The sequence below is a fragment of the Enterobacter sp. SA187 genome, assembly GCF_001888805.2.
In the GTDB taxonomy this organism is placed as follows: Bacteria; Pseudomonadota; Gammaproteobacteria; order Enterobacterales; family Enterobacteriaceae; genus Enterobacter_D.
Genome location: NZ_CP019113.1, coordinates 134,276 through 160,830, shown reverse-complemented (window position 1 = coordinate 160,830; position 26,555 = coordinate 134,276). Strand labels below are relative to the sequence as shown.

Here is a 26,555-nt window from a genome sequence, read left to right as displayed (position 1 = left end):
AGAGTATGACAATGTTCAGTGGTGCCTCCCCCGGGGGCTGGTTTGAAAAAGCGCAGCGTTTTGGTAAATCTTTTATGCTGCCGATTGCCGTACTTCCGGCGGCGGGGCTGCTGTTGGGGATTGGCGGCGCGCTGTCGAATCCCAATACGCTGACGGCCTGGCCTTTCCTGGATGTGGCCTGGCTACAGGCGATTTTCACCATCATGAGCAGCGCCGGGGCGATTGTTTTTGCCAACCTGTCGGTACTTTTTGCGGTGGGCGTGGCGGTGGGGCTGGCGAAAACCGATAAGGGCACGGCGGGACTGGCCGCGCTGCTGGCGTATCTGGTGATGAATGCCACCATTAATGCGCTGCTGACGCTCACCGGTACGCTGGCGAGCAGCAATCCCGGCGCGGTCGGGCAGGGCATGACCTTAGGTATTCAGACGCTGGAAACCGGCGTGTTTGGCGGCGTGGTCATCGGCCTCGTCACCTGCGCGCTGCATCACCGCTTTAATAAGATCGCGCTGCCGCAGTTTCTGGGCTTTTTTGGCGGCTCGCGCTTTGTACCCATTATCAGCTCGCTGGCGGCGATCCTTGTCGGCGCTATCATGACGGTGGTCTGGCCGCATTTTCAAAAGCTGATTTTCGGTCTTGGCGGGCTGGTGGATGCCACCGGCTACCTAGGCACTTTTCTCTACGGCTTTATTTTGCGCATGCTTGGCCCCTTCGGGCTGCATCACATCTTTTATCTGCCTTTCTGGACGACGGCGCTGGGCGGCAGCGAGATAGTCAACGGGCAACTGGTGGAAGGCACGCAGCGCATTTTCTTCGCGCAGCTGGCCGATCCCGCGACGCAGCAGTTTTACGAAGGCACCTCACGCTTTATGTCCGGCCGCTTCATCACCATGATGTTCGGGCTGGTGGGGGCATGTCTTGCGATGTACCACACCGCGAAACCCGAAAACAAAAAGCGGGTAGCTGGCCTGCTGTTCTCGGCGGCGCTGACGTCCTTCTTAACCGGCATTACCGAACCTATTGAGTTTTCGTTCCTGTTTGTCGCGCCTGTGCTGTACGTTCTGCACGCGTTGTTCGACGGGCTGGCTTTCATGCTGGCGCATATGCTGCATATCACTATCGGGCAGACATTTTCCGGCGGCTTTATCGACTTTGTGCTGTTCGGCATTATGCAGGGCGAAGCGAAGACCCACTGGCTGTATGTGCCGCTGGTCGGCATTCCGTGGTTCTTCCTGTACTACTTCACCTTTCGCTTCCTGATTAAGCGCTTTAACTTCCTCACGCCAGGCCGCGAAAAAGAGCAGGCGGAAATCGCTGCCGTCAGCGGCACCGAACGGGCAGAAGCCATAGTGGCGGCGCTGGGCGGGCGCGGGAATCTGGACGAGGTCGACTGCTGTGCCACACGCCTGCGCGTAACGGTAAAAGCGGGCAGCAAAGTGGATGAAGCCGCCCTGAAAGCGACAGGCGCGCGCGGGGTGATCGTTCGTGGTAACGGGGTTCAGGTGATTTACGGGCCGCACGTCACCATCATCAAAAACGAAATGGAAGAGATGTTAGCGTTATGAATGCATTAGAACAGATCAAAAAGGCGCTGGTGGTGTCCTGCCAGGCGCTGGAAAACGAACCGCTGCACAGCGATTTTATTATGTCCCGCATGGCGCTGGCCGCAGTGGAAGGCGGTGCCGCAGGTATTCGCGCCAACAGCGTGGTGGATATCAAAGCCATCAAGGCGCAGGTGTCGCTGCCGGTGATCGGCATTATCAAGCGTGATTACCCTGACAGCGACGTGTTTATCACCGCCACGCTGCGCGAAATCGACGAGCTGATGACGGTCGCCCCGGAAATCATCGCGCTGGATGCCACCCAGCGTAAGCGGCCTGGCGGCGACACCCTGGCCGCGCTGGTCAGTGCGATCCGCCGCCGTTATCCGCAGGTCTTGCTGATGGCGGATATCGCCACCCTGGATGATGCGCGTATTGCCGGTGAGCTGGGCTTTGACTGCCTCGGCACCACCCTTTATGGCTATACGGCTGAAACGGCGGGACGCCGGCTACCGGAAAACGATCTGCAATTTTTAAAAGAGGTACTTTCCATCGCCACTATCCCGGTGATCGCCGAAGGCAATGTCGACACGCCTGAGCTTGCCGCGCAGTGCCTTGCGCTGGGGGCGCATTCGGTGGTGGTGGGCGGCGCCATCACCCGGCCGCAGCAAATTACCGCGCGTTTTACCCGCGCGATTAATGCGCAGGGCGCGAATGGCACATGATCGTCTGGCCGGGATCTGCGATACTTAGGGTTTAGATCCTGAACAGAGATGAGTATGCAGTACCCGATTAATGAAATGTTCCAGACCTTGCAAGGCGAGGGTTACTTTACCGGCGTTCCTGCCATTTTTATTCGTTTGCAGGGATGCCCGGTTGGCTGTGCCTGGTGCGACACCAAACACACATGGGACAAGCTCTCCGATCGGGAAGTGTCGCTCTACAGCGTTATCGCCAAAACCAAAGAGAGCGATAAATGGGGCGCGGCGAGCAGCGAAGATTTGCTGGCTATTATCAGCCGTCAGGGTTACACCGCGCGTCATGTGGTGATCACCGGCGGTGAGCCCTGCATACACGATCTGCTGCCGCTGACCTCACTGTTTGAGAAGAACGGTTTTAGCTGCCAGATCGAAACCAGCGGCACGCACGAAGTTCGCACCACGACGGGCACCTGGGTCACGGTATCGCCGAAGGTAAATATGCGCGGCGGGTATGACGTGCTGACGCAGGCGCTGGAGCGCGCCGACGAGATCAAACATCCGGTAGGCCGTGTGCGGGATATTGAAGCGCTGGATGAACTGCTGGCGCGTCTTGACGATGACAAACCCCGCGTTATCGCCCTGCAACCCATCAGTCAGAAAGAAGACGCCACGCGTCTGTGCATCGAAACCTGTATTGCCCGCAACTGGCGGCTGTCGATGCAGACGCATAAATATCTGAACATCGCCTGACCAGACGCCCTCTCCCACGGGAGAGGGTGATATGACAGGAGATCACTCCCCGCGATAAATACAGCCCGCCGTACAGGTTTCTTTCACCATCACCGCGCTCAGCTGCGGCACCAGCGGCTTCATTTCGTTCCAGATCCACGCGGCCAGCACTTCGCTGGTCGGGTTCTCAAGCCCCGGAATATCATTCAGATAATAGTGATCCAGGCGGTCATATGTCGGCTTAAACGCGCGTTTTAGCTCGGAAAAATCCATGATCCAGCCGGTATGCGGATCGACTTCACCGGTAATTTCCAGGCGCACCATAAAAGAGTGACCGTGCAGGCGACCACATTTATGGCCTTCCGGCACGTGCGGCAGGTGATGAGCGGCTTCGAAGGTGAAATCTTTAAACAAGGTGGTGATCATTATCATTTCTCTGTAAGGCAAAAACCGCCGTAGGGTAGCGGATATGACCTTTTTTAGCATTAACAAAAACCGGTAAAAGTGTTTAACCAAAGTATTTGTCAGGGTTATGGGTTTTTTATTATTAAAATTCAAAGATTTAATTGACCGGTTTTAGTGTTAATAACTATAGCTAAAAGAGGTTAGTCATTTTGGTTATTTGTTATTTCCAACCCTTCTTTAGTTGTTATTATTCGCGCCGTTAACCTTACTCTCTGTTCTGTTTTTCCCCCTTATAAAAACGGCTTTTACTGGAACTGGACGACGCATGACGACTCAGGCCCCACCTTCCGCTTTGCTGCCGCTTAACGCGGAGCAAATGTCGCGCCTAACGGCGGTGACATCCGAACTTACTCCGACTCAGCTTGCCTGGGTTTCCGGCTATTTCTGGGGCGTGCTTAATCAGCAGCCTGGAACCGTTGCGGGCACAACCACGCCTGCCGCGCCTGCCGCGAAAGAAACGCCAGCTATCACGCTGATTTCCGCCTCGCAAACCGGCAACGCCCGCCGCGTGGCGGAAGCCCTGCGCGATGATCTGCTGGCGGCGAAGCTTAACGTCAACCTGGTGAACGCGGGCGACTATAAATTCAAACAAATCGCTCAGGAAAAACTGCTGGTTGTCGTGACCTCCACGCAAGGGGAAGGGGAGCCGCCGGAAGAAGCCGTCGCGCTGCACAAGTTCCTGTTCTCGAAAAAAGCGCCCAAACTTAACGGTACGGCCTTCGCCGTATTTGGCCTGGGCGATTCCTCTTATGAATTCTTCTGCCAGAGCGGCAAAGATTTTGACAGCAAGCTGGCGGAGCTGGGCGCTGAACGCCTGCTCGACCGCGTTGACACTGACGTTGAATATCAGGCCGCTGCCGCCGAATGGCGCGGGCGCATCCTGGACGTTCTGAAATCCCGCGTTCCGCAGGAAAGCCCGGCGCAGGCTGCGGCTACCGCCAGCGGCGTGGTCAACGAAGTCACTTCCAGCCCCTATACTAAAGAAGCGCCGCTTTGCGCCACGCTGTCGGTCAATCAGAAGATCACCGGGCGCGATTCCGAAAAAGATGTGCGTCATCTGGAGATCGATCTGGGCGACTCCGGCCTGCGCTATCTGCCGGGCGATGCCCTGGGCGTGTGGTATCAGAACGATCCGGCGCTGGTCAAAGAACTGGTTGAACTGCTGTGGCTGACCGGCGACGAACAGGTGAATGTTGATGGCAAAACTCTGCCGCTGTCCGAGGCGTTGCAATGGCATTTTGAGCTGACGGTGAATACCGTCAACATCGTGGAAAACTACGCCACCCTGACCCGCAGCGAAACATTACTGCCTCTGGTGGGCGATAAAGCGAAGTTGCAGCACTACGCCGCAACGACGCCGATTGTCGATATGGTGCGTTTCTCCCCGGCGCAACTGGATGCCGACGCGCTTATTGGTCTGCTGCGTCCGCTGACGCCGCGCCTGTACTCCATCGCCTCGTCCCAGGCGGAAGTGGAAAGCGAAGTGCACATTACCGTGGGCGCGGTGCGTTTTGACATTGAAGGCCGCGCGCGGGCTGGTGGCGCCTCCAGCTTCCTCGCCGATCGCGTGGAAGAAGACGGCGAAGTGCGGATCTTTATCGAACATAACGATAACTTCCGTCTGCCTGAAAACCCGGAAACGCCGGTGATCATGATAGGGCCGGGTACCGGCATCGCGCCGTTCCGCGCCTTTATGCAACAACGTGCTGCCGATGAGGCCCCCGGTAAAAACTGGCTGTTCTTTGGCAATCCGCACTTTACGGAAGACTTTTTATACCAGGTGGAGTGGCAGCGCTACGTTAAAGACGGCGTGCTGAACCGCATCGACCTGGCCTGGTCCCGCGATCAGAAAGAAAAAATATACGTACAAGACAAACTGCGCGAACAGGGCGCAGAGCTGTGGCGCTGGATCAATGACGGTGCCCACATTTATGTCTGCGGCGACGCCAATCGTATGGCGAAAGACGTTGAGCAGGCTTTGCTGGATGTGATTGCCGAATTCGGTGGCATGGATACCGAAGCGGCGGATGAATTTTTAAGTGAGCTGCGCGTTGAGCGCCGTTATCAGCGAGATGTCTACTAATGAGCGAAAAATATCCAGGTCCGCTGGTGGTCGAAGGAAAACTGACTGACGCCGAGCGCATGAAGCGGGAAAGCAACTATCTGCGCGGTACTATTGCGGAAGATTTACATAACGGTCTGACCGGCGGTTTTTCCGGTGACAACTTCCTGCTGATCCGTTTTCACGGCATGTACCAGCAGGACGATCGCGACATTCGCGCCGAACGCGCCGAGCAGAAGCTGGAGCCGCGCCACGCGATGATGCTGCGCTGCCGTCTGCCGGGCGGCATCATTACGCCGCAGCAGTGGCTGTCGGTGGATAAATTCGCCACCGAAAAAACCATCTACGGCAGCATCCGTCTGACCAACCGTCAGACGTTTCAGTATCACGGCATCCTGAAAAAGAACGTCAAACCGGCGCACCAGATGCTGCACGAAGTGGGGCTGGACGCGCTGGCAACGGCGAACGACATGAACCGTAACGTGCTTTGCACCTCTAACCCGGTGGAATCGCAGCTGCACGCTGAAGCCTACGAATGGGCGAAAAAGCTCTCTGAGCACCTGCTGCCGCGCACCCGCGCCTATGCGGAAATCTGGCATGATGCCGAGAAAGTGGCGACCACCGACGAAGAACCCATTCTCGGTCAGACCTACCTGCCGCGTAAATTTAAAACGACGGTGGTGATCCCGCCGCAGAACGACATCGATCTGCACGCCAACGACATGAACTTTGTCGCCATTGCCGAAAACGGCAAGCTGGTGGGCTTTAACCTGCTGGTAGGCGGCGGATTGTCCATTGAGCACGGCAACAAGAAAACCTACGCCCGTACCGCGACTGAATTCGGCTTCCTGCCGCTGGAGCATACGCTGGCGGTTGCCGAAGCCGTGGTCACCACGCAGCGCGACTGGGGCAACCGTACCGATCGTAAAAATGCCAAAACCAAATACACGCTGGAGCGCGTCGGCCCGGACGTCTTCAAAGCGGAAGTGGAACGTCGCGCGGGCATTAAATTCGCGCCGATCCGCCCGTATGAATTTACCGGTCGCGGCGATCGTATCGGCTGGGTGAAAGGCATTGATGATAAGTGGCACCTGACGCTGTTTATCGAGAATGGCCGTATCATGGATTACCCGGATCGTCCGCTGAAAACCGGTCTGCTGGAGATCGCGAAGATCCACAAAGGCGACTTCCGTTTAACCGCCAATCAGAACCTGATCGTGGCGGGCGTACCGGAAAGCGACAAAGCGAAGATCGAAAAGCTGGCGCGCGATCATGGCCTGATGAACGCCGTGAAACCGCAGCGCGAAAATTCCATGGCCTGTGTCGCCTTCCCGACCTGCCCGCTGGCGATGGCGGAGGCCGAGCGTTTCCTGCCGACCTTTATCGATAAAGTGGAAGCGGTAATGGAAAAACACGGCCTCGGCCATGAGCATATCGTGCTGCGTGTTACCGGTTGCCCGAACGGCTGTGGCCGTGCGCTGCTGGCGGAGCTGGGGCTGGTCGGTAAAGCGCCGGGACGCTACAACCTGCATCTGGGCGGCAACCGTATGGGCACGCGCATCCCGCGGATGTACCGTGAAAACATCACCGAACCGGAAATTCTCGACACCATCGATGAACTGGTGGGGCGCTGGGCGAAAGAGCGCGATGCCAACGAAGGCTTCGGTGATTTCACCGTTCGTGCTGGCATCATCCGTCCGGTGCTGGATCCGGCGCGGGATTTCTGGGAATAACGTAACACGCCGGATGGCGGCGTGAACGCCTTATCCGGCCTACAGGGCTAAACCGTAGGCCGGGTAAGCGTAAGCGCCACCCGGCACACCCGCCATTCTGTAGGCCGGGTAAGCATAAGCGCCACCCGGCATAAGTGAGGAATCTATGTCCGTACTCGATCTAAACGCGCTCAACGATCTGCCAAAAGTAGAACGCGTACTGGCCCTCGCCGAAACGAACGGCCAGCTTGAAAAACTCAGCGCAGAGGAGCGCGTTGCCTGGGCGCTGGAAAATCTGCCGGGCGAATATGTGCTGTCGTCGAGCTTTGGTATTCAGGCGGCGGTCAGCCTGCATCTGGTGAATCAGATCCGCCCGGATATTCCGGTCATCCTCACCGATACCGGCTACCTGTTCCCGGAAACCTACCAGTTTATTGACGAGTTAACGGACAAACTCAAACTGAACCTGCAAGTGTATCGCGCGAAAGAGAGCGCCGCCTGGCAGGAAGCACGCTACGGTAAACTGTGGGAGCAGGGCGTCGAAGGCATCGAAAAGTACAACGACATCAACAAAGTCGAGCCGATGAACCGTGCGCTGAAAGAGCTGAATGCGCAGACATGGTTTGCCGGCCTGCGCCGTGACCAGTCCGGCAGTCGTGCCAGCCTGCCGGTGCTGGCCATCCAGCGCGGCGTTTTTAAAGTGCTGCCGATTATCGACTGGGATAACCGCACCGTCTTCCAGTACCTGCAAAAGCATGGCCTGAAATACCATCCGCTGTGGGATCAGGGCTACCTGTCGGTTGGGGATACCCACACCACCCGTAAATGGGAACCGGGTATGGCTGAAGAAGAAACCCGCTTCTTCGGGCTGAAGCGTGAATGCGGATTGCATGAAGGTTAATCAATAAATATCCCTCCGCCCGGCAGTGCAATTCTGCCGGGTGTCACTTCTTATATACTGACGTTGTGATTATATGGTTGGTATCTGTTCATTCTTTTTTGTAAAGCAATACTTGCTAGCTTCATCTTACCAGGTTCGCATCAGCTGTATTACATCAAGATTCACTGCCCAAATATTCTTTGGAAATTTACAGGTGATGATTTACAGAAGTGCATTACAATCCCAAAATGGACCAAGAAATGCGGGTTGGTTCGAGGAAAATCAACGTGACACTATTGTTTGATTTTTAGACGAACATTCGTGAACGAGCCATTCAACGAGAGAACATCTCCTGAATAGGTTATGTCGATGTCACCATTTTGATCGACCCTGGCCTCGCTGACGCTACCGCGACCCTCAATGACAGGTCTTCCCATGCTAAGCTGGCGAACAACCTCTTCATCACTGCCGCTGAGATGGTCTGCCAGATAGTAACGGTAAACTGTCGGAACGGTTGCCCCGCCATCGCGGCTAACAGTCATATACAGCCATTGATGATCGGACAACTGATAAGCGCGCTTAAGCTCGTCGTTCACCCTGACGTTCGGCTGATGATTGAGCCACCAGAACCCCACGATCAGTACGAAAAGAACCAGTGTCACGACTCTATGCAGCCATTTAATAGCCGTTCTGAATGGCATATTCGATCCCTTCCTGAATATAGCGCTGATCGGTTGGGTCATCGCCATAAGGAGGCTTTTCGTGCCACTGCCCCCACTCTGGTTTAGACGTACCTGCGCGACTCTGGGCCCATCCCGCTCCCATAAGGAGTATTCGCGCAGGAATTCCGGCAGCTGTGCCAGCTGCGCCAAAATTGAAATTACCGAATGCCTGAAAATATGGGTCAAACTGTTTATAGTCCCATGGCCCACCACGGCGAACTTTCTCATAAAACCAATAGTAGGTTGACGCCGTCGCCATGTTGCGCGACATCCCTTTTTGACGAGCCTCGCGCATATTATTAGCGATAACGATAGAACCTGGACCGGGAATTGGGACGGATGCCATAAAATCTCCTTATTTTTTCGCTTCAAAGCTCCCTGAATAAATGAAATACCTCCAATTTAATACCGAGGATACATATTCACCAACAAAAAAAACATTACACTTTGTATTGTTATTGGGCAAGTTTTTGCCGCGCTTTATTGTGATTTTCATCACGGAGGTATTCGCCCCTTTTAGGCTCGAATACATCTGCCCTCTCGCTTAACGGCGCAGAATTGTTTATCTATATTTTTTGGTTTGCTGAGGAACGTTTCTACTTTCCCCTTTAAGTCATACTTCTACGCCAGTCCAGCAGCACCGTAATGTTATCCATTACGTTATCTTTGGCTTAAAAAGTCTCCCGCAGAGTAGTTAAGTAACGTCAGAGAATGCGTGTATATGTATCCTCTGCGACATGCTAAAAGTGAGCATGATGTATTTGCTTAGCTGCCAGCCCTCACCGATTCTGGAAGTTGAATTTATGTTACCCTTATGAGTAAGAATGCCTTTATCAGGCATTCCCGATTCACACTTTTTAAAACCATCAAGCAATTTACGTTTTCGCCCGTGCCAGTTCCTTCACCAGCGGCAGCATGATGCGCATTACGTCGCGGCTGCGGCGTTCGATGCGGCCTGGCAGGGCGCTGTCGATGTGCTGCTGGTTATCCAGACGCACATCGTGCCAACTGGTGCCGTCCGGGAATGAACGGGTTTTGGCGCGCTGCTGGTTACCGTCTTTATTGCCCAGCGACCAGTTTGTCGCTTCCACCGACAGCACCGGAATTTTTGCTTTATCAAACACCTCAACATCGTGGCAGCACGACGTGCCTTTCGGGTATTGCGGATTCAGGCCAGGATTGGTGGCGGCGGCGATGCCGCGACTGCGGGCAATGGCCAGCGCGCGGTCGCGGGTCAGCTTGCGTACCGAGGCGGGGGTATTTTTGCCGCTGTTGAAATAGAGCTTATCGCCGACGATCAGATTATCGAGATTAATCACCAGCAGGGTATTTTTCCGCTCTGCCTCGCTCATGCGCTTCAGAAAGTTTTCCGCGCCGAGCTGGCCTTCCTCCTCGCCGCTGGTGGCGACAAAACGGATACTGTACTGCGTCGGAACATCTTTCAGCGCGTCGGCCAGCTCCAGCATCACGCCAACGCCGGCAGCGTTATCGTCCAGCCCCTGTAAGGTCAGGCCGCCGAGATTGTTATCAATATCCGCATCGCTGCGCGGCGCGTAGGTGTCGAGGTGCGCCATGATAATAATCTGCTCAGGCTGCTTGCCCTCATGCGCGGCGATCACCGTGCTGCCGGTAATGTTGTGCCAGTTACGCTGATTGGTTTTCGAGGTATAGATAAAGCGGCTGGTGAACTTGCGGATATCGCTCTGGTAACCCATTTGCGCAAACTGCTGTCGCACATAATCCGCCGAAAGCATCTCTGCCGGCGTGCCGGTCATACGGCCGGGGAAATAGGTTGCAATATAACGTGCCTGGTGGCTTGCCATGTCACCGGGAGGCAGCAACGCCGCCTGAACGGGAAGAGTAAAGCATACGCCGAACGCCAGGGCAGCGGTACGGTGGCGCAATGCGGAAAACATAGTGAGTCCTTAAACATGCCGGAAATTTTTGACCGGCTTAGTATGAAACTGTGATCGGCCTTACACAATTTGAATTGCGCCTAAACGCACGAATTTTCTGGCGTTAAGCACTTTTTGATATTTGCTTTCCCGCGCCGTTATTCCTTTGCGGAACTACTCATTCCAATTCGTAATTTCATTCGCTCACAGCCGCCCCCTATAGTCCCCTTATTCCTGAATGTTAGCGAGCTGTTACCTTGTGGATCACCTGCCCATTTTTGCTGCGGTAAAAAACCGACCCGTGCTGGTTATTGGCGGTGGCGAAATCGCCGCCCGTAAAATTGCGTTCTTATTACGCGCGGGGGCGAAGGTGCAGGTCGTCGCCCGTGAACTGGGCGCAGAGGTGCAGCGTCTGGTGGATGAACAGGCGCTGGTGTGGCTGGCAACCGAGTTCGATGAAACGCAGCTTGATGCTGTGTTTCTGGTCATTGCCGCCACCAGCGACCGCGCGCTTAATCGTCGCGTCTATGACGCCGCCGACGCCCGCCAGCGGCTGGTGAACGTGGTGGACGACCAGCCGCTGTGCTCCTTTATTTTCCCGTCAATCGTCGACCGCAGCCCGCTGGTGGTGGCGATCTCCTCCGGCGGTAACGCCCCGGTGCTGGCGCGTCTGCTGCGGGAAAAAATCGAAGCGCTGCTTCCGGCAAATTTAGGCCGCATGGCGGAGGTTGCCGGGCAGTGGCGCGAGCGCATCAAAACCTTTCGTAAAACCACAGACGCGCGTCGTCGTTTCTGGGAAGCGGCCTTTCGCGGGCGCTTCGCCAGCCTGATGGCTGCCGGAAACGAACAGGCCGCCGAAGCGGTGCTGGCGGAAGAGCTGGCATCGCCAGGCAGTGCTGGCGGGGAAATTATCCTGGTGGGCGCAGGGCCAGGCGATGCCGGGCTGCTGACGCTGCGCGGTCTGCAGGTTATTCAGCAGGCTGACGTGGTGTTTTATGACCATCTGGTCAGCGATGAGGTGCTGGAGCTGACGCGGCGCGATGCCGACAAAATCTGCGTCGGCAAACGGGCTGGCGGCCATGCGGTGCCGCAGCATGAAACCAATCAAATGCTGATTGATGAAGCGCGGGCGGGCAAAACCGTGGTGCGGCTGAAAGGCGGCGATCCCTTTATTTTTGGGCGCGGCGGCGAAGAGCTTCAGGCTGCTGCCGCTGCGGGCGTGCCTTTCCAGGTGGTGCCTGGCGTCACTGCCGCTTCCGGCGCAACGGCTTACGCAGGCATTCCGCTCACGCACCGTGATTTTGCCCAGAGCGTGACCTTTGTGACCGGGCATTACAAAGCCGACAGCACGCCTTTCGACTGGTCGCAGCTGGCGCAGAGCCGTCAGACGCTGGCGGTGTATATGGGCACCATGAAGGCGGCGGAAATCAGCCAGCAACTTATTTCGCACGGTCGCGATAAAGCGACGCCGGTGGCAGTGATCTCGCGCGGTACGCGCCGCGATCAGTCAGTCAAAACCGGCACATTAGAACAATTAGAGAACCTGGCGCTTAACGCCCCGATGCCAGCGCTGCTGGTGGTGGGCGAAGTGGTGCACTTACGCGATGCGCTCGCCTGGTTTCAACACTCTACAGGCACGGGATCTTTTGATAACTCCGTGGTAAATCTGGCTTAAGGAACGGTTATGGATCAAAAACGACTCACTCACCTGCGACAACTGGAGGCGGAAAGCATCCATATCATTCGCGAGGTGGCGGCAGAATTTGGCAATCCGGTGATGATGTATTCCATCGGCAAAGACTCCAGCGTGATGCTGCATCTGGCGCGCAAAGCGTTTTATCCGGGCACGCTGCCGTTCCCGTTGTTGCATGTGGATACTGGCTGGAAATTCCGCGAGATGTATGAGTTCCGTGATCGCACCGCCAAAGCTTACGGCTGCGAGCTACTGGTGCATAAAAACCCCGAAGGCGTGGCGATGGGCATTAATCCCTTCGTGCACGGCAGCGGCAAGCACACCGACATCATGAAAACCGAAGGGCTGAAGCAGGCGCTGAACAAATACGGTTTTGATGCGGCCTTCGGCGGCGCGCGCCGTGACGAAGAGAAATCACGCGCCAAAGAGCGTATTTACTCGTTCCGCGATCGTTTCCACCGCTGGGATCCGAAAAACCAGCGCCCGGAGCTGTGGCATAACTACAACGGCCAGATCAACAAAGGCGAAAGCATTCGCGTATTCCCACTCTCCAACTGGACCGAGCTGGATATCTGGCAGTACATCTTCCTCGAAAATATTGAAATCGTACCGCTGTACCTGGCCGCTGAGCGACCGGTGCTGGAGCGTGACGGTATGCTGATGATGATCGATGACGATCGCATCGACCTGCAACCGGGCGAAAAAATTGAGCAGCGCATGGTGCGTTTCCGTACCCTCGGCTGCTGGCCGCTGACCGGCGCGGTGGAATCCGAAGCGCAAACGCTGCCGGAGATCATCGAAGAGATGCTGGTGTCCACCACCAGCGAACGACAGGGACGCGTCATTGACCGCGACCAGGCCGGCTCTATGGAGCTGAAGAAACGCCAGGGTTATTTCTAAGGAGCCGCCATGAATACGACTATTGCACAACAAATTGCCAGCGAAGGTGGCGTGGAAGCCTATCTGCATGCGCAGCAGTACAAAAGCCTGCTGCGTTTTCTGACCTGCGGCAGTGTCGATGACGGTAAAAGTACGCTGATTGGGCGTCTGCTGCACGATACCCGCCAGATTTATGAAGATCAGCTCTCGTCGCTGCATAACGACAGCAAGCGTCACGGCACCCAGGGCGAAAAACTGGATCTGGCGCTGCTGGTGGATGGTTTACAGGCCGAGCGCGAGCAGGGCATCACCATCGACGTGGCCTACCGCTATTTCTCCACCGAAAAGCGTAAATTTATTATCGCCGATACGCCGGGTCACGAGCAGTACACCCGCAATATGGCGACCGGCGCGTCCACCTGCGACCTGGCGATCCTGCTGATGGATGCGCGTAAAGGCGTGCTGGATCAGACCCGCCGCCACAGCTTTATCTCCACGCTGCTGGGGATCCGTCATCTGGTGGTAGCGGTGAATAAAATGGATCTGGTGGAATTCAGCGAAGAGAAATTCAATCAGATCCGCGAAGAGTATCTGACCTTCGCCGAACAGCTGCCGGGCAGCCTCGACATCCGCTTTGTGCCGCTGTCGGCGCTGGAAGGCGATAACGTGGCGAGTCAGAGCAGTAATATGCCGTGGTACAGCGGCCCGACGCTGCTGGAGGTGCTGGAAACCGTTGAGATCCAGCGCGTGGTGGAGACGCAGCCGATGCGTTTTCCGGTGCAGTATGTGAACCGCCCCAATCTCGATTTCCGCGGCTTCTCCGGCACCATTGCCTCCGGCAGCGTCAACGTTGGTCAGCGCGTTAAAGTGCTGCCGTCGGGCGTTGAATCGACGGTGGCGCGTATCGTCACCTTTGATGGCGATCTGCAACAGGCCGGGGCAGGGGAAGCGGTCACGCTGGTGCTGAAGGACGAAATCGACATCAGCCGCGGCGATTTACTGCTGGATGCGCAGGACGGGCTGAAAGCGGTGCAGAGCGCGTCGGTAGACGTGGTATGGATGGCGGAGCAGCCGCTGACGCCGGGCCAGAGCTACGACATCAAAGTCGCCGGTAAGAAAACCCGTGCGCGCGTCGATGGCATTCAGTATCAGGTGAACATCAACACCCTCGAACATAATCAGGCTGAAAACCTGCCGCTGAACGGCATCGGGCTGGTGGATCTGACCTTTGACGAACCGCTGGTGCTGGATAAGTACCAGGAAAACCCGGTGACCGGCGGCATGATCCTGATCGATCGTCTGAGCAATGTCACCGTGGGCGCAGGTATGGTGCGGGAGCCGAACGAGCAGGCAAACCATGCGCCGTCGGAATTCAGCGCCTTTGAACTGGAATTAAACGCGCTGGTGCGTAAACACTTCCCGCACTGGGGCGCGCGTGATTTGCTGGGAGGCAAATAATGGCGCAGCACGATGAAAACGTCGTCTGGCATCCGCATCCGGTGACCGCCGGGCAACGAGAACAACTCCACGGTCATCGTGGGGTTGTGCTGTGGTTTACCGGGCTGTCTGGCTCGGGGAAATCCACCGTTGCCGGGGCGCTGGAAGAGGCGCTGCACGGGCTTGGCGTCAGTACCTATCTGCTTGATGGCGATAACGTGCGCCACGGGCTGTGCAGCGATCTGGGCTTCAGTGATGATGACCGCAAAGAGAACATCCGTCGCGTCGGGGAAGTGGCGCGTCTGATGGTGGATGCCGGGCTGGTGGTATTGACGGCGTTTATCTCTCCGCACCGTGCGGAGCGTGAAATGGTGCGCGAACGCGTCGGGGAAGGGCGCTTTATTGAGGTGTTCGTCGACACGCCGCTGGCCATCTGCGAAGCGCGCGATCCCAAAGGGCTGTACAAAAAAGCCCGTGCCGGGGAACTGCGTCACTTTACCGGTATCGATTCGGTCTACGAAGCGCCTGAAACGCCGGATGTGCATCTCGATGGCGAACAATTGGTAACAAATTTAGTGGGTCAATTATTAGACCTGCTGAGACAGAACGATATTATCAGATCCTGAGACATGTCCGGTTTTGCTATCACGGACAGTCAGGTCACAGGATCCAATATGCGCAATAGCCAGAACATTTATCTGTCACGGTCTGAGACCGCTGCCCGCGAGGAAACCACCTGGTCATTTCCGGGGGCGATCGTTGGCTTTGTGTCGTGGTTGTTGGCGCTCGGCATACCCTTTCTGCTCTATGGCCCGAATACACTGTTCTTTTTTCTGTATACCTGGCCCTTCTTTCTGGCGCTGATGCCCGTCGCCGTGGTGGTGGGCATCGCCATGCACTCATTGCTGGACGGCAGACTGCTTTACAGCAGCGTGGCGACGGTAATTATCGTGGTCACCATGTTCGGCGCGTTATTTATGTGGCTGATGGGCTAAGCCGTTCCATACTTCAAAGCGTAACGCTCGTTAAGGCAATGTGTCAGAAATGCGCACCTGTGCGCCCGCCCGTAAATAGTGCTACATTTGGCCGCGATGACGCGGTATCGGCTTAGTGTGGAGTCTGCGCGCAAGTTATGGGATGATGATGCCGATTTTCAGGGGGCACGATGGGTAAATTAACGCTGCTGTTGCTGGCACTGCTGGTCTGGCTACAGTATTCACTGTGGTTCGGCAAAAACGGCCTGCATGACTTCAGCCGTGTCAACGACGATGTGGCCGCGCAGCAGATAACAAACGCCAAACTTAAAGCGCGCAACGATCAACTTTTCGCCGAAATTGACGATCTCAATGGCGGCCAGGAAGCGATTGAAGAGCGCGCACGTAACGAACTCAGTATGACCAGACCAGGCGAAACCTTTTACCGTCTGGTACCGGATGCGTCTAAACGCACGCCAGGGTCACTGCAAAATAATCGATAAGCGAAGCCCGGGTTTACGACATGGCAGCAATAATTCCGGACGTTTGTGCCGTGGTGCCGGCCGCCGGATTTGGCCGCCGCATGCAAACGGAATGTCCTAAGCAGTATCTCTCAGTTGGCAATAAAACGATCCTCGAACACGCGGTGGCGGCGCTGCTGGCGCATCCGCGCGTGGCAAGGGTGATCATCGCCATCAGCCCCGGCGACGCGCGCTTTGCGCAGCTGCCGCTGGCGGATCATCCGCAGGTCACCGTCGTTGACGGCGGGGCCGAGCGGGCAGACTCCGTGCTGGCGGGGCTTCAGGCCGCAGGGGATGCGCCGTGGGTGCTGGTGCACGACGCCGCGCGCCCCTGTCTGCATCAGGACGATCTCGCCCGCCTGCTGGCGCTCAGCGACACCAGCCGCGTCGGCGGTATTCTTGCCGCTCCGGTGCGCGACACCATGAAGCGCGGCGAGCCTGGCATCGCCGCCGTGGCGCATACCGTGGATCGTAACGATCTCTGGCATGCGCTGACGCCGCAATTCTTCCCGCGTGAACTCCTCCATGACTGCCTGCAACGCGCCTTAAATGACGGCGCGACCATCACCGACGAAGCCTCGGCGCTGGAGCATTGCGGCTATCACCCGGTGCTGGTCAGCGGCCGCGCGGATAACATTAAAGTCACGCGACCGGAAGATCTGGCGCTGGCAGAATTTTACCTCACCCGAATGACCGGAAAGGAGATGGCATAATGCGTATTGGACACGGTTTTGACGTACACGCCTTTGGCGGCGAAGGCCCGATTATTATTGGCGGCGTGCGCATTCCTTTCGAAAAAGGTCTGCTGGCCCACTCCGATGGCGACGTGGCGCTGCATGCGCTGACGGATGCGCTGCTGGGCGCGGCGGCGCTTGGCGACATTGGCAAGCTGTTCCCGGATACCGATCCGGCGTTTAAAGGCGCCGACAGCCGCGAGCTGCTGCGCGAAGCCTGGCGTCGTATTCAGGCGAAAGGCTTTACGCTCGGCAACGTCGACGTGACCATTATCGCCCAGGCGCCAAAAATGCTGCCGCATATCCCGCAGATGCGCGTGTTTATCGCCGAAGATCTTGGCTGTCATATGGATGATGTGAACGTTAAAGCCACCACCACGGAAAAGCTTGGCTTTACCGGCCGTGGCGAAGGTATCGCCTGTGAAGCGGTGGCGCTGTTAGTCAGGGCGGCAAAATGATTGCGTTCGACGACCTGACGTTTCTGCATGGCAAACCCCAGGCCTCCGGCGCGCTGAAAGTCAGCCCGGAAGATTTTGTGGTGGTGGAAGATTTAGGTTTTGAACCTGACGGTGAAGGCGAGCACATTCTGGTGCGCATTCAGAAAACCGGCTGTAATACCCGTGCGGTGGCCGACGATCTGGCGAAATTCCTGAAAATTCCCGCCCGCGAAGTGAGCTTCGCCGGGCAAAAAGATAAGCACGCGGTCACCGAACAGTGGCTGTGCGCCCGCGTGCCGGGCAACGGTATGCCGGACATTTCCGCCTTCCAGCCGGAAGGATGCAGGGTGCTGGAATATGCCCGCCACAAGCGTAAGCTGCGCTTAGGCGCGCTGCGCGGCAACCAGTTCAGGCTGGTGCTGCGCGACATCAGCGATCGCGCGGAGGTGGAGACGCGCCTGCAAACTATCGCGCAGCAGGGCGTGCCGAACTATTTCGGCGCGCAGCGCTTTGGTCTGGGCGGCAGCAACCTGCACGGCGCGCTGCGCTGGGCGCAAAGCAATGCGCCGGTGCGCGATCGCAATAAACGCAGTTTTATGTTGTCGGCGGCCCGCAGCGCGTTGTTTAATCAGATTGTCAGCGAGCGGCTGAAAAAAACAGACTTTAATCAAGTTGTTGACGGCGATGCGCTACAATTAGCCGGGCGCGGAAGCTGGTTTGTCGCCACCCCTGAAGAACGCGCAGATTTACAGGCCCGCGTGAATCAACGCGAGCTGATGATTACGGCTGCCCTGCCGGGGAGCGGTGACTGGGGAACGCAGCGTGAAGCGCTGGCGTTTGAGCAGGCGGCGATTGCCGATGCCCCCGAATTACAATCCTTGCTGTTGCGTGAAAAGGTTGAGGCGGCGCGGCGCGCCATGCTGCTCAACGTGCAGCAGTTAAGCTGGAACTGGTGGGATGACGTGACCGTCGAGTTACGTTTCTGGCTACCGGCAGGTAGTTTTGCCACCAGTGTGGTAAGGGAACTTATCAACACATCGGGTGATTATGCGAATATTGCTGAGTAACGATGACGGGATCCATGCGCCAGGCATTCAGGCGCTGGCGAAGGCCTTGCGCGAATTTGCCGACGTACAGGTCGTCGCGCCCGATCGTAACCGCAGTGGCGCGTCCAATTCGCTGACCCTCGAATCTTCATTACGCACCTTCACCCATGAAAATGGCGACATCGCCGTGCAGATGGGTACGCCTACCGACTGCGTCTATCTGGGGGTCAATGCCCTCATGCGCCCCCGTCCGGATGTTGTCGTCTCCGGTATTAACGCCGGGGCTAACCTGGGCGACGATGTGATTTACTCCGGTACCGTCGCGGCGGCTATGGAAGGGCGACATCTCGGCTTTCCGGCGCTGGCGGTGTCGCTTAATGGTTATAAGCATTACGACACGGCCGCGGCGGTGACCTGTTCGATCCTGCGGGCATTAAACCGGGAGCCGCTGCGCACCGGACGTATTCTGAATATCAATGTCCCGGACCTGCCGCTTGCTGAAATCAAAGGCATTCGCGTCACGCGCTGCGGCACCCGTCATCCGGCGGATAAAGTGATCCCGCAGGAAGATCCGCGCGGCAATATGCTCTACTGGATCGGCCCGCCAGGGGAGAAACACGACGCCGGGCCGGACACCGATTTTGCCGCTGTCGATGAAGGCTATGTGTCGGTCACGCCGCTGCATGTCGATCTCACCGCCTACAGCGCGCAGGACGTGGTGAGCGGATGGCTGGAGCGCGCCGGGGTGAATACGCAATGGTAACAAAACGCATACAGGCGCTGCTGGAACAGTTACGCCAGCAGGGGATCCGTAGCGAGCCGGTGCTTGACGCGCTGGCGCAGGTGCCGCGTGAAAAATTCATTGATGAGGCGTTTGAACACAAAGCCTGGGAAAACGTCGCCCTGCCTATCGGCCAGGGGCAGACCATTTCGCAGCCTTATATGGTGGCGCGCATGACCGAGCTGCTGGAACTGACGCCGGAGTCGAGGGTGCTGGAAATTGGCACAGGTTCAGGCTATCAGACGGCGATCCTCGCCCATCTGGTGCACCATGTTTGTTCCGTCGAACGTATTAAAGGCCTGCAATGGCAGGCCCGTCGTCGTCTTAAACAGCTGGATCTACATAATGTTTCCACCCGTCACGGCGATGGCTGGGAAGGGTGGCAGGCACGTGCGCCCTTCGACGCCATTATTGTGACGGCTGCACCGCCGGAAATCCCTGTGGCGCTGATGTCGCAGCTGGATGAGGGCGGCATTCTCGTTTTACCTGTGGGGGACGAACACCAGCAACTTAAACGGGTTCGTCGACGGGGAAGCGAATTTATCATCGATACCGTGGAAGCCGTACGCTTTGTTCCACTTGTGAAAGGGGAACTGGCCTGATTCCTGGAATTGTCTGAGGGATTTCAGCGCATATCCGCGTAGGGTGTAGCTCATTTGCTAATGACCGCCACGGTCATCATTAAGTCACTGACAGTTAACACATTCCTGGAGGATAAATGAGCACGGGAAGCCCAAAATTTACCGTAAGTCGCCTCGCGGCATTATCACTGGTTTCGCTCTGGCTTGCAGGATGCTCAAGCTCGGATAACGCGCCAGCGCCGGTCAGCTCCGTCGGCGGCAACAGCGCTTCCAGTTCAGGTTCCGGAATGTTAATTACGCCGCCGCCCAAAATGGGCGCGTCTGCGCAACAAACGCCGCAAATTCAACCCGTCCAGACGCCTGCTATTCAGCCGATGCCTGCGCAATCCCAGACCCAGCCAATGGCAGAACAGCCGGTTCAGACCGAAAACGGTCGTATTGTGTACAACCGTAAGTATGGGAACATTCCGAAAGGTAGCTATACCGGCGGCAGCACTTATACGGTCAAAAAAGGTGACACGCTGTTTTATATCGCCTGGATCACCGGGAACGATTTCAGGGATCTGGCCCAGCGAAACAACGTTGCCGCCCCGTATGGCCTGAATGTCGGGCAGGTTCTGCAGGTTGGTAATGCATCGGGTACGCCGATAACGGGCGGAAATGCTATCACTCAGGCTGATGCTTCTGCGCAGGGAATCGTCACTCCGCCTGCACAAAATTCAACCGTGGTGGTTGCGCCGAAACCGACAATTACGTATTCTGAGGACTCAGGTGAACAAAGTGATAACAAGATGTTGCCAAACAACAAGCCTGCGACTACCGTCACAGCGCCTGTAACCGTGCCATCTGCTACCACTACCGAACCGACCGCCAGCAGTGCATCTACCAGCGCCCCTATATCGACCTGGCGCTGGCCGACTGAAGGCAAAGTTATCGACAACTTCTCTGCCACCGAGGGTGGTAATAAAGGGGTTGATATCGCTGGCAGTAAAGGGCAGGCTATTATCGCGACCGCTGACGGACGCGTGGTATATGCCGGCAACGCACTGCGCGGTTACGGTAATTTAATCATCATTAAACATAACGATGATTACCTGAGTGCCTACGCCCATAACGATACAATGCTGGTCCGGGAACAACAAGAAATCAGGGCGGGGCAGAAGATAGCTACCATGGGTAGCACCGGAACCAGTTCAACACGTTTACATTTTGAAATTCGTTACAAGGGGAAATCCGTCAACCCGCTGCGTTATTTGCCGCAGCGATAATTTGGCAGAGTCATTGGCTCACTCTTGTTTCGTCCCTGCAGCGCGCTTAATCGCCGTTGCAGGGTAAAAAAACAAACAGTGAAGTTAATGCTTTGTCCAGGGATCACGGGTAGGAGCCACCTTATGAGTCAGAATACGCTGAAAGTTCATGATTTAAATGAAGACGCGGAATTTGATGAGAACGGAGTTGAGGTTTTCGACGAGAAAGCCTTAAATGAAGAGGAACCCAGTGATAACGACCTGGCAGAAGAGGAACTGTTATCGCAGGGCGCCACGCAACGTGTGCTGGACGCGACTCAGTTATACCTTGGAGAAATTGGTTACTCTCCGCTGTTAACTGCTGAAGAAGAAGTTTATTTCGCACGACGCGCACTGCGTGGGGATATTTCCTCCCGCCGTCGGATGATTGAAAGTAACCTGCGTCTGGTGGTGAAAATCGCCCGTCGCTACAGCAATCGTGGACTGGCGCTGCTGGATCTGATTGAAGAGGGTAACCTCGGCCTGATCCGCGCGGTAGAGAAATTTGACCCTGAACGTGGGTTCCGTTTCTCCACTTATGCCACCTGGTGGATCCGTCAGACCATCGAACGGGCGATCATGAATCAAACCCGTACGATTCGACTGCCAATCCACATTGTTAAAGAGTTAAATGTCTATCTGCGTACCGCTCGCGAGTTGTCCCATAAGCTGGACCACGAACCGAGTGCAGAAGAAATTGCAGAACAGCTCGATAAACCTGTTGATGATGTCAGCCGTATGCTGCGTCTCAACGAGCGCATTACCTCGGTAGACACCCCGCTGGGTGGCGATTCCGAAAAAGCGCTGCTGGACATCCTGGCCGATGAAAAAGAAAACGGTCCGGAAGACACCACGCAGGACGATGACATGAAACAAAGCATCGTCAAATGGCTGTTCGAACTGAACGCCAAACAGCGTGAAGTGCTGGCGCGTCGTTTCGGTCTGCTGGGTTATGAAGCCGCCACGCTGGAAGATGTTGGCCGTGAAATTGGACTGACGCGTGAACGTGTCCGCCAGATTCAGGTAGAAGGTCTGCGTCGTCTGCGTGAAATCCTGCAAGCGCAGGGGCTGAACATCGAAGCACTGTTCCGCGAATAATCGATTCTGTACAAAAAAGGCCAGTCACATGACTGGCCTTTTTCTTTGCCCGCTCCTGAGCAAGCGGGCGGAGCACACGCCTTAGTTCAGCGTATAATCCAGTGTGATTTCAGCGTTGAACAGCTGAGATACCGGGCATCCGGCTTTCGCTTTCTGGATGATCGGATCAAACTGATCTTTCTCGATCCCCGGCAGTTTCACCGTGCTGTTAAGCGCAATTTTGGTGATTTTAAAGCCGCCATCCACCTGATCCAGCGACACATCCGCCGTGGTGTCGATGCTTTCCGGCGTAAAGCCCGCTTCGCCCAGCATTAGCGACAGCGCCATTGAGAAACAGCCTGCGTGGGCCGCGCCAATCAGCTCTTCCGGGTTAGTCCCGGCTGCGCCTTCAAAACGAGTATTAAAACCGTAAGGCTGCTGCTTCAGCGCGCCGCTTTCCGTGGAGATGGTACCTTTACCGCGCTTAATATCGCCTTCCCAGTGTGCCTGCCCTTTCTTATGAATGGTCATGTATTTACTCCATTTTGTTGCTGAATGAAGTAACAAGTATAGAAGCTCAGCCAGGGCTTGCCCGGCAACTCGGAATACTACGAAGAGGTGCAGACACAACAGGGGGAGGTTGTAGGCCCGGCAAGCCTGCGCCGCCGGGCGGAGGGCGTCAGACCAGACTCTTCAGACGATAGATCCACTCCAGCGCCTGACGCGGCGTCAGCGTATCCGGATCGAGCGCCTCCAGCGCTTCCACCGCCGGGCTGGTTTCTTCCGCAGGCATCAGCAGCGACATCTGCGTACCGTCCACCTGGGTTGCTGCCGCGTTCGGGGTAATGCTCTCCAGTTCGCGCAGCTTCTGGCGCGCCCGCTTGATCACCTCTTTCGGCACGCCCGCCAGCGCCGCTACCGCCAGACCATAGCTCTTACTGGCCGCGCCGTCCTGTACGCTGTGCATAAAGGCGATGGTGTCGCCGTGCTCCAGCGCGTCCAGATGCACATTCGCCACGCCTTCCATTTTTTCCGGTAGCTGTGTCAGCTCGAAATAGTGCGTAGCAAACAGGGTCAGCGCTTTAATGCGGTTCGCCAGATTTTCCGCACAGGCCCAGGCGAGGGAAAGACCGTCATAGGTCGACGTGCCGCGGCCGATCTCATCCATCAGCACCAGGCTGTTCTCGGTGGCGTTATGCAGAATATTGGCGGTTTCAGTCATCTCCACCATAAAGGTCGACCGACCGGAGGCCAGATCGTCCGCCGCGCCCACGCGGGTAAAGATACGGTCGATGGGACCAATCTCCACTTTTTGCGCCGGGACGTAGCTGCCGATATAGGCCAGCAGGGCGATCAGCGCCGTCTGGCGCATATAGGTGCTTTTACCGCCCATATTCGGGCCGGTGATGATCAGCATCCGGCGCTGCGGTGACAGCGACAGCGGGTTGGCGATGAATGGCTCGTTCAGCACCTGCTCGACCACCGGATGACGTCCCTCGACGATGCGGATCCCCGGTTTATCGCTGAAGGTCGGACAGCTGTAATTGAGCGTGTCAGCGCGCTCGGCAAGGTTCACCAGCACGTCGAGTTCTGCCAGCGCGGTGGCGCTCTGTTGCAGATCCCCCAGATGCGGCATCAGCAGATCGAACAGCTCTTCATACAGCTGTTTTTCCAGCGCCAGCGCTTTGCCTTTTGAGGTCAGCACCTTGTCTTCATATTCCTTCAGTTCTGGAATGATGTAGCGTTCGGCGTTCTTTAACGTCTGACGGCGTACGTAATGAATGGGCGCAAGATGGCTCTGGCCGCGGCTGATCTGAATGAAGTAGCCGTGCACGCCGTTATAGCCCACCTTCAGCGTATCCAGCCCGAGTTTTTCACGCTCGCGAATTTCCAGTTTATCCAGATAATCGGTCGCGCCATCCGCCAGTCCGCGCCACTCATCCAGTTCGGCGTTATAGCCCGGCGCGATCACGCCGCCATCGCGCACCAGGACCGGCGGCGCGTCAATAATTGCCCGCTCCAGCAGTTCACGCAGTTCGCTGAACTCGCCCATTTTTTCACGCAGCTGCTGTACCGGCTTGCAGTCGACGTCCGCCAGCTGCTCGCGCAGGATCGGCAACTGCTGGAAGGCGTGACGCATACGCGCCAGATCGCGCGGGCGGGCAGTGCGCAGCGCCAGACGCGCCAGAATACGCTCCAGATCGCCAACCTGACGCAGCACTGGCTGCAACTCAGCGGTCAGCTCCTGTAACGCGCCAATGGTCTGCTGACGTTCTGTCAGCACTGCGGTATCACGCACCGGCATATGCAGCCAGCGCTTGAGCATACGGCTGCCCATCGGCGTGACGGTGCAGTCCAGCACCGACGCCAGCGTATTTTCAAAGCCACCGGCCAGGTTCTGGGTGATCTCCAGATTGCGGCGCGTGGCGGCATCCATAATGATGCTGTCCTGCTGGCGATCCATGGTGATGGAGCGGATATGCGGCAGCGAGGTGCGCTGGGTATCTTTGACATACTGCAACAGGCAGCCCGCTGCACAGAGGCCGCGCGGCGCGTTTTCCACGCCAAAACCCACCAGATCGCGGGTGCCGAACTGTAAATTCAGCTGCTGGCGGGCGGTGTCGATTTCAAATTCCCATAGCGGACGGCGGCGCAGACCGCGGCGGCCTTCAATCAGCGAGGTCTCCGCAAAGTCTTCGGCGTAGAGCAGCTCCGCCGGATTGGTGCGCTGCAGCTCTGCCGCCATGGTCTCCCGGTCTGCCGGTTCACTGATGCGAAAACGGCCGGAACTGATGTCCAGCGTGGCGTAACCGTAGCCTTTGTTGTCCTGCCAGATGGCGGCGAGCAGATTATCCTGACGCTCCTGCAACAGGGCTTCGTCGCTGATGGTGCCCGGCGTGACGATGCGCACCACTTTGCGCTCCACCGGGCCCTTGCTGGTGGCCGGATCGCCGATCTGTTCGCAAATCGCCACCGATTCGCCAAGGCTGACCAGCTTCGATAAATAGTTTTCCACCGCGTGATGAGGAATGCCCGCCATCGGGATTGGCTCGCCTGCCGATGCGCCGCGTTTGGTAAGCGAAATATCCATCAGCTGTGACGCGCGTTTGGCATCGTCATAAAACAGCTCATAGAAGTCGCCCATACGGTAAAACAGCAAAATATCCGGATGCTGCGCCTTGAGCTTCAGGTACTGCTGCATCATTGGGGTGTGGGCGTCGAAATTCTCTGATGTACTCATTGGCGTATGATGTCCATGTTCTTAACTTTTAATGAATGAGTGAGTTTTTTATTTTTTTACGTCTCACCGCAACCTGTTCGGTTTATAAGGCATAGCGAGCATGATAACGGAGTCTGTAGGGCAGGAAAACAACAGGGGAAGGCTTTACCCGTTTAAGTGCGCCAGAAGGTATGCAGACAGGCTGCGGTATGACGTTATGGGTAATACTTGATATACTATTAGTCTTACATGTGACTGACAGGAGACGCTATGCGAAACAATCAAAAAGGTCAGCAAGGCTATACCAGCCCTTCACGCGCTGACATTGCGCGCGCTGTTGTGACCTCAACAGCGGTTGAAACCGGTCAGCCTTCAGCCAAAGTTGAAGCTTCGCTTGAAGCGGCGCGTAAAAAATTCGCCCATCTTCGTCTTGCCTAATCCTTTCTTAACGCCTGGCTCACCCAGTATTTCATCGGTTCGTAATTCATCACCATGCCCGCATGAATAGCTGAGATGTACCGGGTTTTGTTCTGCTCCCAGCGTTGATAGTCCAGCGGCTTATAGCCCCCCTGAACCGCCATCACATCGGCTAAAAGTCGTGATAATCGCCCATTTCCTTCTCTGAAAGGGTGGACGAGTATGAGTTCCACATGTGTGATTGCGATAGCTTCAATCAGCTGCTCTTCGCTCATACCAGTACAGGGTGTGTAACGGGCAAGGTATTTCACATCAAAATCCTTCAGCAGTTTGGGCAGCTGTGCTGAAGGAGCAAACATAAAGCCGCCTTTACTGATATTGACCGTCCTTTCTTGCCCCGCCCACGCATAAATATTGCCTAACCAGCGTCGGTGCCAGCTTTTTAGGATCTCAACTGTGATCAACCCCAGCGGAAAATGCTGTTCAAAGACAGCGTGATAGAGTTGCTCGAGGAGTACCAGTTCTGCGTCATCAATGTCATGAGCATCACTAATCCCGAGCTTATTCGCCAAAATTTGTTCGCCAGAGCCTTTCTCAAACTGGCCTTCGCTATTGGTTACATGGTATCGGCTCATTGCAATACCCTGGTTTATAAGGCACAGCGAGCATGATAACGGAGTCTGTAGGGCAGGAAAACAACAGGGGAAGGCTTTCGTTTAAAGGGACATCGCGCAGGATGAAAAGCCGCTATGCTGCCAGTCGGTTTCA

General features: G+C 56.4%; 27 protein-coding genes. 20 read left to right on the top strand and 7 right to left on the bottom strand.

The window, feature by feature from the left end; translation table 11 throughout:
- Positions 1-5 precede the first annotated feature (5 nt).
- From BMF08_RS00810 to queE, 3 genes are read left to right on the top strand one after another with little or no spacing between them, the layout of a single operon-like run.
- On the top strand, positions 6-1,562 hold the full coding sequence (locus BMF08_RS00810; protein ID WP_072569963.1) for a maltose/glucose-specific PTS transporter subunit IIC: 1,557 nt from the start codon (positions 6-8) through the stop codon (positions 1,560-1,562).
- Positions 1,559-2,263: an N-acetylmannosamine-6-phosphate 2-epimerase gene (locus tag BMF08_RS00805; protein WP_072569964.1), complete on the top strand. Its 705-nt coding sequence runs from the start codon at positions 1,559-1,561 to the stop codon at positions 2,261-2,263. Before BMF08_RS00810 ends, BMF08_RS00805 begins: the two co-directional genes overlap by 4 nt.
- 54 nt (positions 2,264-2,317) lie before the next feature.
- Positions 2,318-2,989: a 7-carboxy-7-deazaguanine synthase QueE gene (gene queE, locus BMF08_RS00800; RefSeq protein ID WP_072569965.1), complete on the top strand. Its 672-nt coding sequence runs from the start codon at positions 2,318-2,320 to the stop codon at positions 2,987-2,989.
- Between the two features lie 42 nt (positions 2,990-3,031).
- On the opposite strand, the gene queD is transcribed toward queE, so the two are convergent.
- Positions 3,032-3,394: a 6-carboxytetrahydropterin synthase QueD gene (gene queD / locus BMF08_RS00795; protein WP_072569966.1), complete on the bottom strand. Its 363-nt coding sequence runs from the start codon at positions 3,392-3,394 to the stop codon at positions 3,032-3,034.
- A gap of 304 nt (positions 3,395-3,698) precedes the next feature.
- Between queD and cysJ the strand changes: the two genes are divergently transcribed.
- The 3 genes from cysJ to cysH all read left to right on the top strand — a co-directional run bounded on the left by cysJ (position 3,699) and on the right by cysH (position 8,108).
- Positions 3,699-5,516 (top strand): NADPH-dependent assimilatory sulfite reductase flavoprotein subunit, encoded by a 1,818-nt coding sequence (gene cysJ, locus BMF08_RS00790; RefSeq protein WP_072569967.1) that lies wholly within the window; start codon positions 3,699-3,701, stop codon positions 5,514-5,516.
- The gene (gene cysI / locus BMF08_RS00785; RefSeq protein ID WP_072569968.1) at positions 5,516-7,228 is read left to right on the top strand and encodes an assimilatory sulfite reductase (NADPH) hemoprotein subunit; all 1,713 of its coding nucleotides are present in this window, start codon (positions 5,516-5,518) and stop codon (positions 7,226-7,228) included. Before cysJ ends, cysI begins: the two co-directional genes overlap by 1 nt.
- A 145-nt stretch (positions 7,229-7,373) precedes the next feature.
- Positions 7,374-8,108 carry a phosphoadenosine phosphosulfate reductase gene (gene cysH / locus BMF08_RS00780; RefSeq protein WP_072569969.1) on the top strand — a complete coding sequence of 245 codons (735 nt, stop codon included), beginning with the start codon at positions 7,374-7,376 and terminating at the stop codon, positions 8,106-8,108.
- 272 nt (positions 8,109-8,380) lie between these two features.
- Here the strand turns inward: cysH and BMF08_RS00775 are convergent, their stop codons facing one another.
- The 3 genes from BMF08_RS00775 to BMF08_RS00765 form a co-directional block, all read right to left on the bottom strand.
- A complete protein-coding gene (locus tag BMF08_RS00775) occupies positions 8,381-8,788 on the bottom strand; it encodes a hypothetical protein (RefSeq protein WP_072569970.1) in 408 nt (135 codons plus the stop codon).
- Positions 8,766-9,155 (bottom strand): polymorphic toxin type 44 domain-containing protein, encoded by a 390-nt coding sequence (locus BMF08_RS00770; protein WP_072569971.1) that lies wholly within the window; start codon positions 9,153-9,155, stop codon positions 8,766-8,768. Before BMF08_RS00770 ends, BMF08_RS00775 begins: the two co-directional genes overlap by 23 nt.
- Before the next feature lie 529 nt (positions 9,156-9,684).
- The gene (locus BMF08_RS00765; protein WP_072569972.1) at positions 9,685-10,725 is read right to left on the bottom strand and encodes an aminopeptidase; all 1,041 of its coding nucleotides are present in this window, start codon (positions 10,723-10,725) and stop codon (positions 9,685-9,687) included.
- Between the two features lie 238 nt (positions 10,726-10,963).
- On the opposite strand from BMF08_RS00765, the gene cysG reads away from it, so the two are divergent.
- From cysG to rpoS, 13 genes are all read left to right on the top strand, one after another.
- Positions 10,964-12,379, top strand: a complete 1,416-nt coding sequence (gene cysG / locus BMF08_RS00760; protein WP_072570144.1) for a siroheme synthase CysG — start codon at positions 10,964-10,966, stop codon at positions 12,377-12,379.
- Between the two features lie 9 nt (positions 12,380-12,388).
- Entirely contained in the window at positions 12,389-13,297 is a 909-nt protein-coding gene (gene cysD / locus BMF08_RS00755) for a sulfate adenylyltransferase subunit CysD (RefSeq protein ID WP_072569973.1), read from the top strand.
- A gap of 9 nt (positions 13,298-13,306) precedes the next feature.
- Complete coding sequence (cysN, locus tag BMF08_RS00750; RefSeq protein WP_072569974.1) at positions 13,307-14,734, top strand: sulfate adenylyltransferase subunit CysN; 1,428 nt, start codon at positions 13,307-13,309, stop codon at positions 14,732-14,734.
- Entirely contained in the window at positions 14,734-15,339 is a 606-nt protein-coding gene (gene cysC / locus BMF08_RS00745) for an adenylyl-sulfate kinase (RefSeq protein WP_072569975.1), read from the top strand. The genes cysN and cysC overlap by 1 nt, the downstream gene beginning before the upstream one ends.
- Positions 15,340-15,387: 48 nt before the next feature.
- Complete coding sequence (locus BMF08_RS00740) at positions 15,388-15,708, top strand: DUF3561 family protein (protein WP_072569976.1); 321 nt, start codon at positions 15,388-15,390, stop codon at positions 15,706-15,708.
- A 170-nt stretch (positions 15,709-15,878) separates the two neighbouring features.
- Entirely contained in the window at positions 15,879-16,190 is a 312-nt protein-coding gene (ftsB, locus tag BMF08_RS00735) for a cell division protein FtsB (protein WP_072569977.1), read from the top strand.
- 20 nt (positions 16,191-16,210) lie between these two features.
- Positions 16,211-16,921 (top strand): 2-C-methyl-D-erythritol 4-phosphate cytidylyltransferase, encoded by a 711-nt coding sequence (gene ispD / locus BMF08_RS00730; RefSeq protein WP_072569978.1) that lies wholly within the window; start codon positions 16,211-16,213, stop codon positions 16,919-16,921.
- Positions 16,921-17,400: a 2-C-methyl-D-erythritol 2,4-cyclodiphosphate synthase gene (gene ispF / locus BMF08_RS00725; protein ID WP_072569979.1), complete on the top strand. Its 480-nt coding sequence runs from the start codon at positions 16,921-16,923 to the stop codon at positions 17,398-17,400. The genes ispD and ispF overlap by 1 nt, the downstream gene beginning before the upstream one ends.
- Positions 17,397-18,446: a tRNA pseudouridine(13) synthase TruD gene (truD, locus tag BMF08_RS00720; RefSeq protein WP_072569980.1), complete on the top strand. Its 1,050-nt coding sequence runs from the start codon at positions 17,397-17,399 to the stop codon at positions 18,444-18,446. The genes ispF and truD overlap by 4 nt, the downstream gene beginning before the upstream one ends.
- A complete protein-coding gene (gene surE / locus BMF08_RS00715) occupies positions 18,427-19,188 on the top strand; it encodes a 5'/3'-nucleotidase SurE (RefSeq protein ID WP_072569981.1) in 762 nt (253 codons plus the stop codon). The genes truD and surE overlap by 20 nt, the downstream gene beginning before the upstream one ends.
- Positions 19,182-19,808, top strand: a complete 627-nt coding sequence (locus tag BMF08_RS00710; protein WP_072569982.1) for a protein-L-isoaspartate(D-aspartate) O-methyltransferase — start codon at positions 19,182-19,184, stop codon at positions 19,806-19,808. The genes surE and BMF08_RS00710 overlap by 7 nt, the downstream gene beginning before the upstream one ends.
- A gap of 116 nt (positions 19,809-19,924) precedes the next feature.
- Positions 19,925-21,055: a murein hydrolase activator NlpD gene (nlpD, locus tag BMF08_RS00705; protein ID WP_072569983.1), complete on the top strand. Its 1,131-nt coding sequence runs from the start codon at positions 19,925-19,927 to the stop codon at positions 21,053-21,055.
- Between the two features lie 123 nt (positions 21,056-21,178).
- Positions 21,179-22,171: an RNA polymerase sigma factor RpoS gene (gene rpoS / locus BMF08_RS00700; protein WP_072569984.1), complete on the top strand. Its 993-nt coding sequence runs from the start codon at positions 21,179-21,181 to the stop codon at positions 22,169-22,171.
- Positions 22,172-22,252: 81 nt separating this feature from the next.
- Here rpoS and BMF08_RS00695 read toward each other — a convergent pair whose 3' ends face one another.
- Both BMF08_RS00695 and mutS read right to left on the bottom strand, forming a co-directional pair.
- Complete coding sequence (locus BMF08_RS00695; protein ID WP_072569985.1) at positions 22,253-22,681, bottom strand: OsmC family protein; 429 nt, start codon at positions 22,679-22,681, stop codon at positions 22,253-22,255.
- Between the two features lie 148 nt (positions 22,682-22,829).
- Positions 22,830-25,391, bottom strand: coding sequence for a DNA mismatch repair protein MutS (gene mutS, locus BMF08_RS00690; RefSeq protein WP_072569986.1), 2,562 nt, complete (start codon positions 25,389-25,391; stop codon positions 22,830-22,832).
- A 249-nt stretch (positions 25,392-25,640) separates the two neighbouring features.
- Between mutS and BMF08_RS21215 the strand changes: the two genes are divergently transcribed.
- A complete protein-coding gene (locus BMF08_RS21215; protein ID WP_199775940.1) occupies positions 25,641-25,808 on the top strand; it encodes a hypothetical protein in 168 nt (55 codons plus the stop codon).
- Here BMF08_RS21215 and BMF08_RS00685 read toward each other — a convergent pair.
- Positions 25,805-26,422, bottom strand: coding sequence for a Fic/DOC family protein (locus BMF08_RS00685; protein ID WP_072569987.1), 618 nt, complete (start codon positions 26,420-26,422; stop codon positions 25,805-25,807). The genes BMF08_RS21215 and BMF08_RS00685 overlap by 4 nt on opposite strands.
- Between the last annotated feature and the right edge of the window lie 133 nt (positions 26,423-26,555).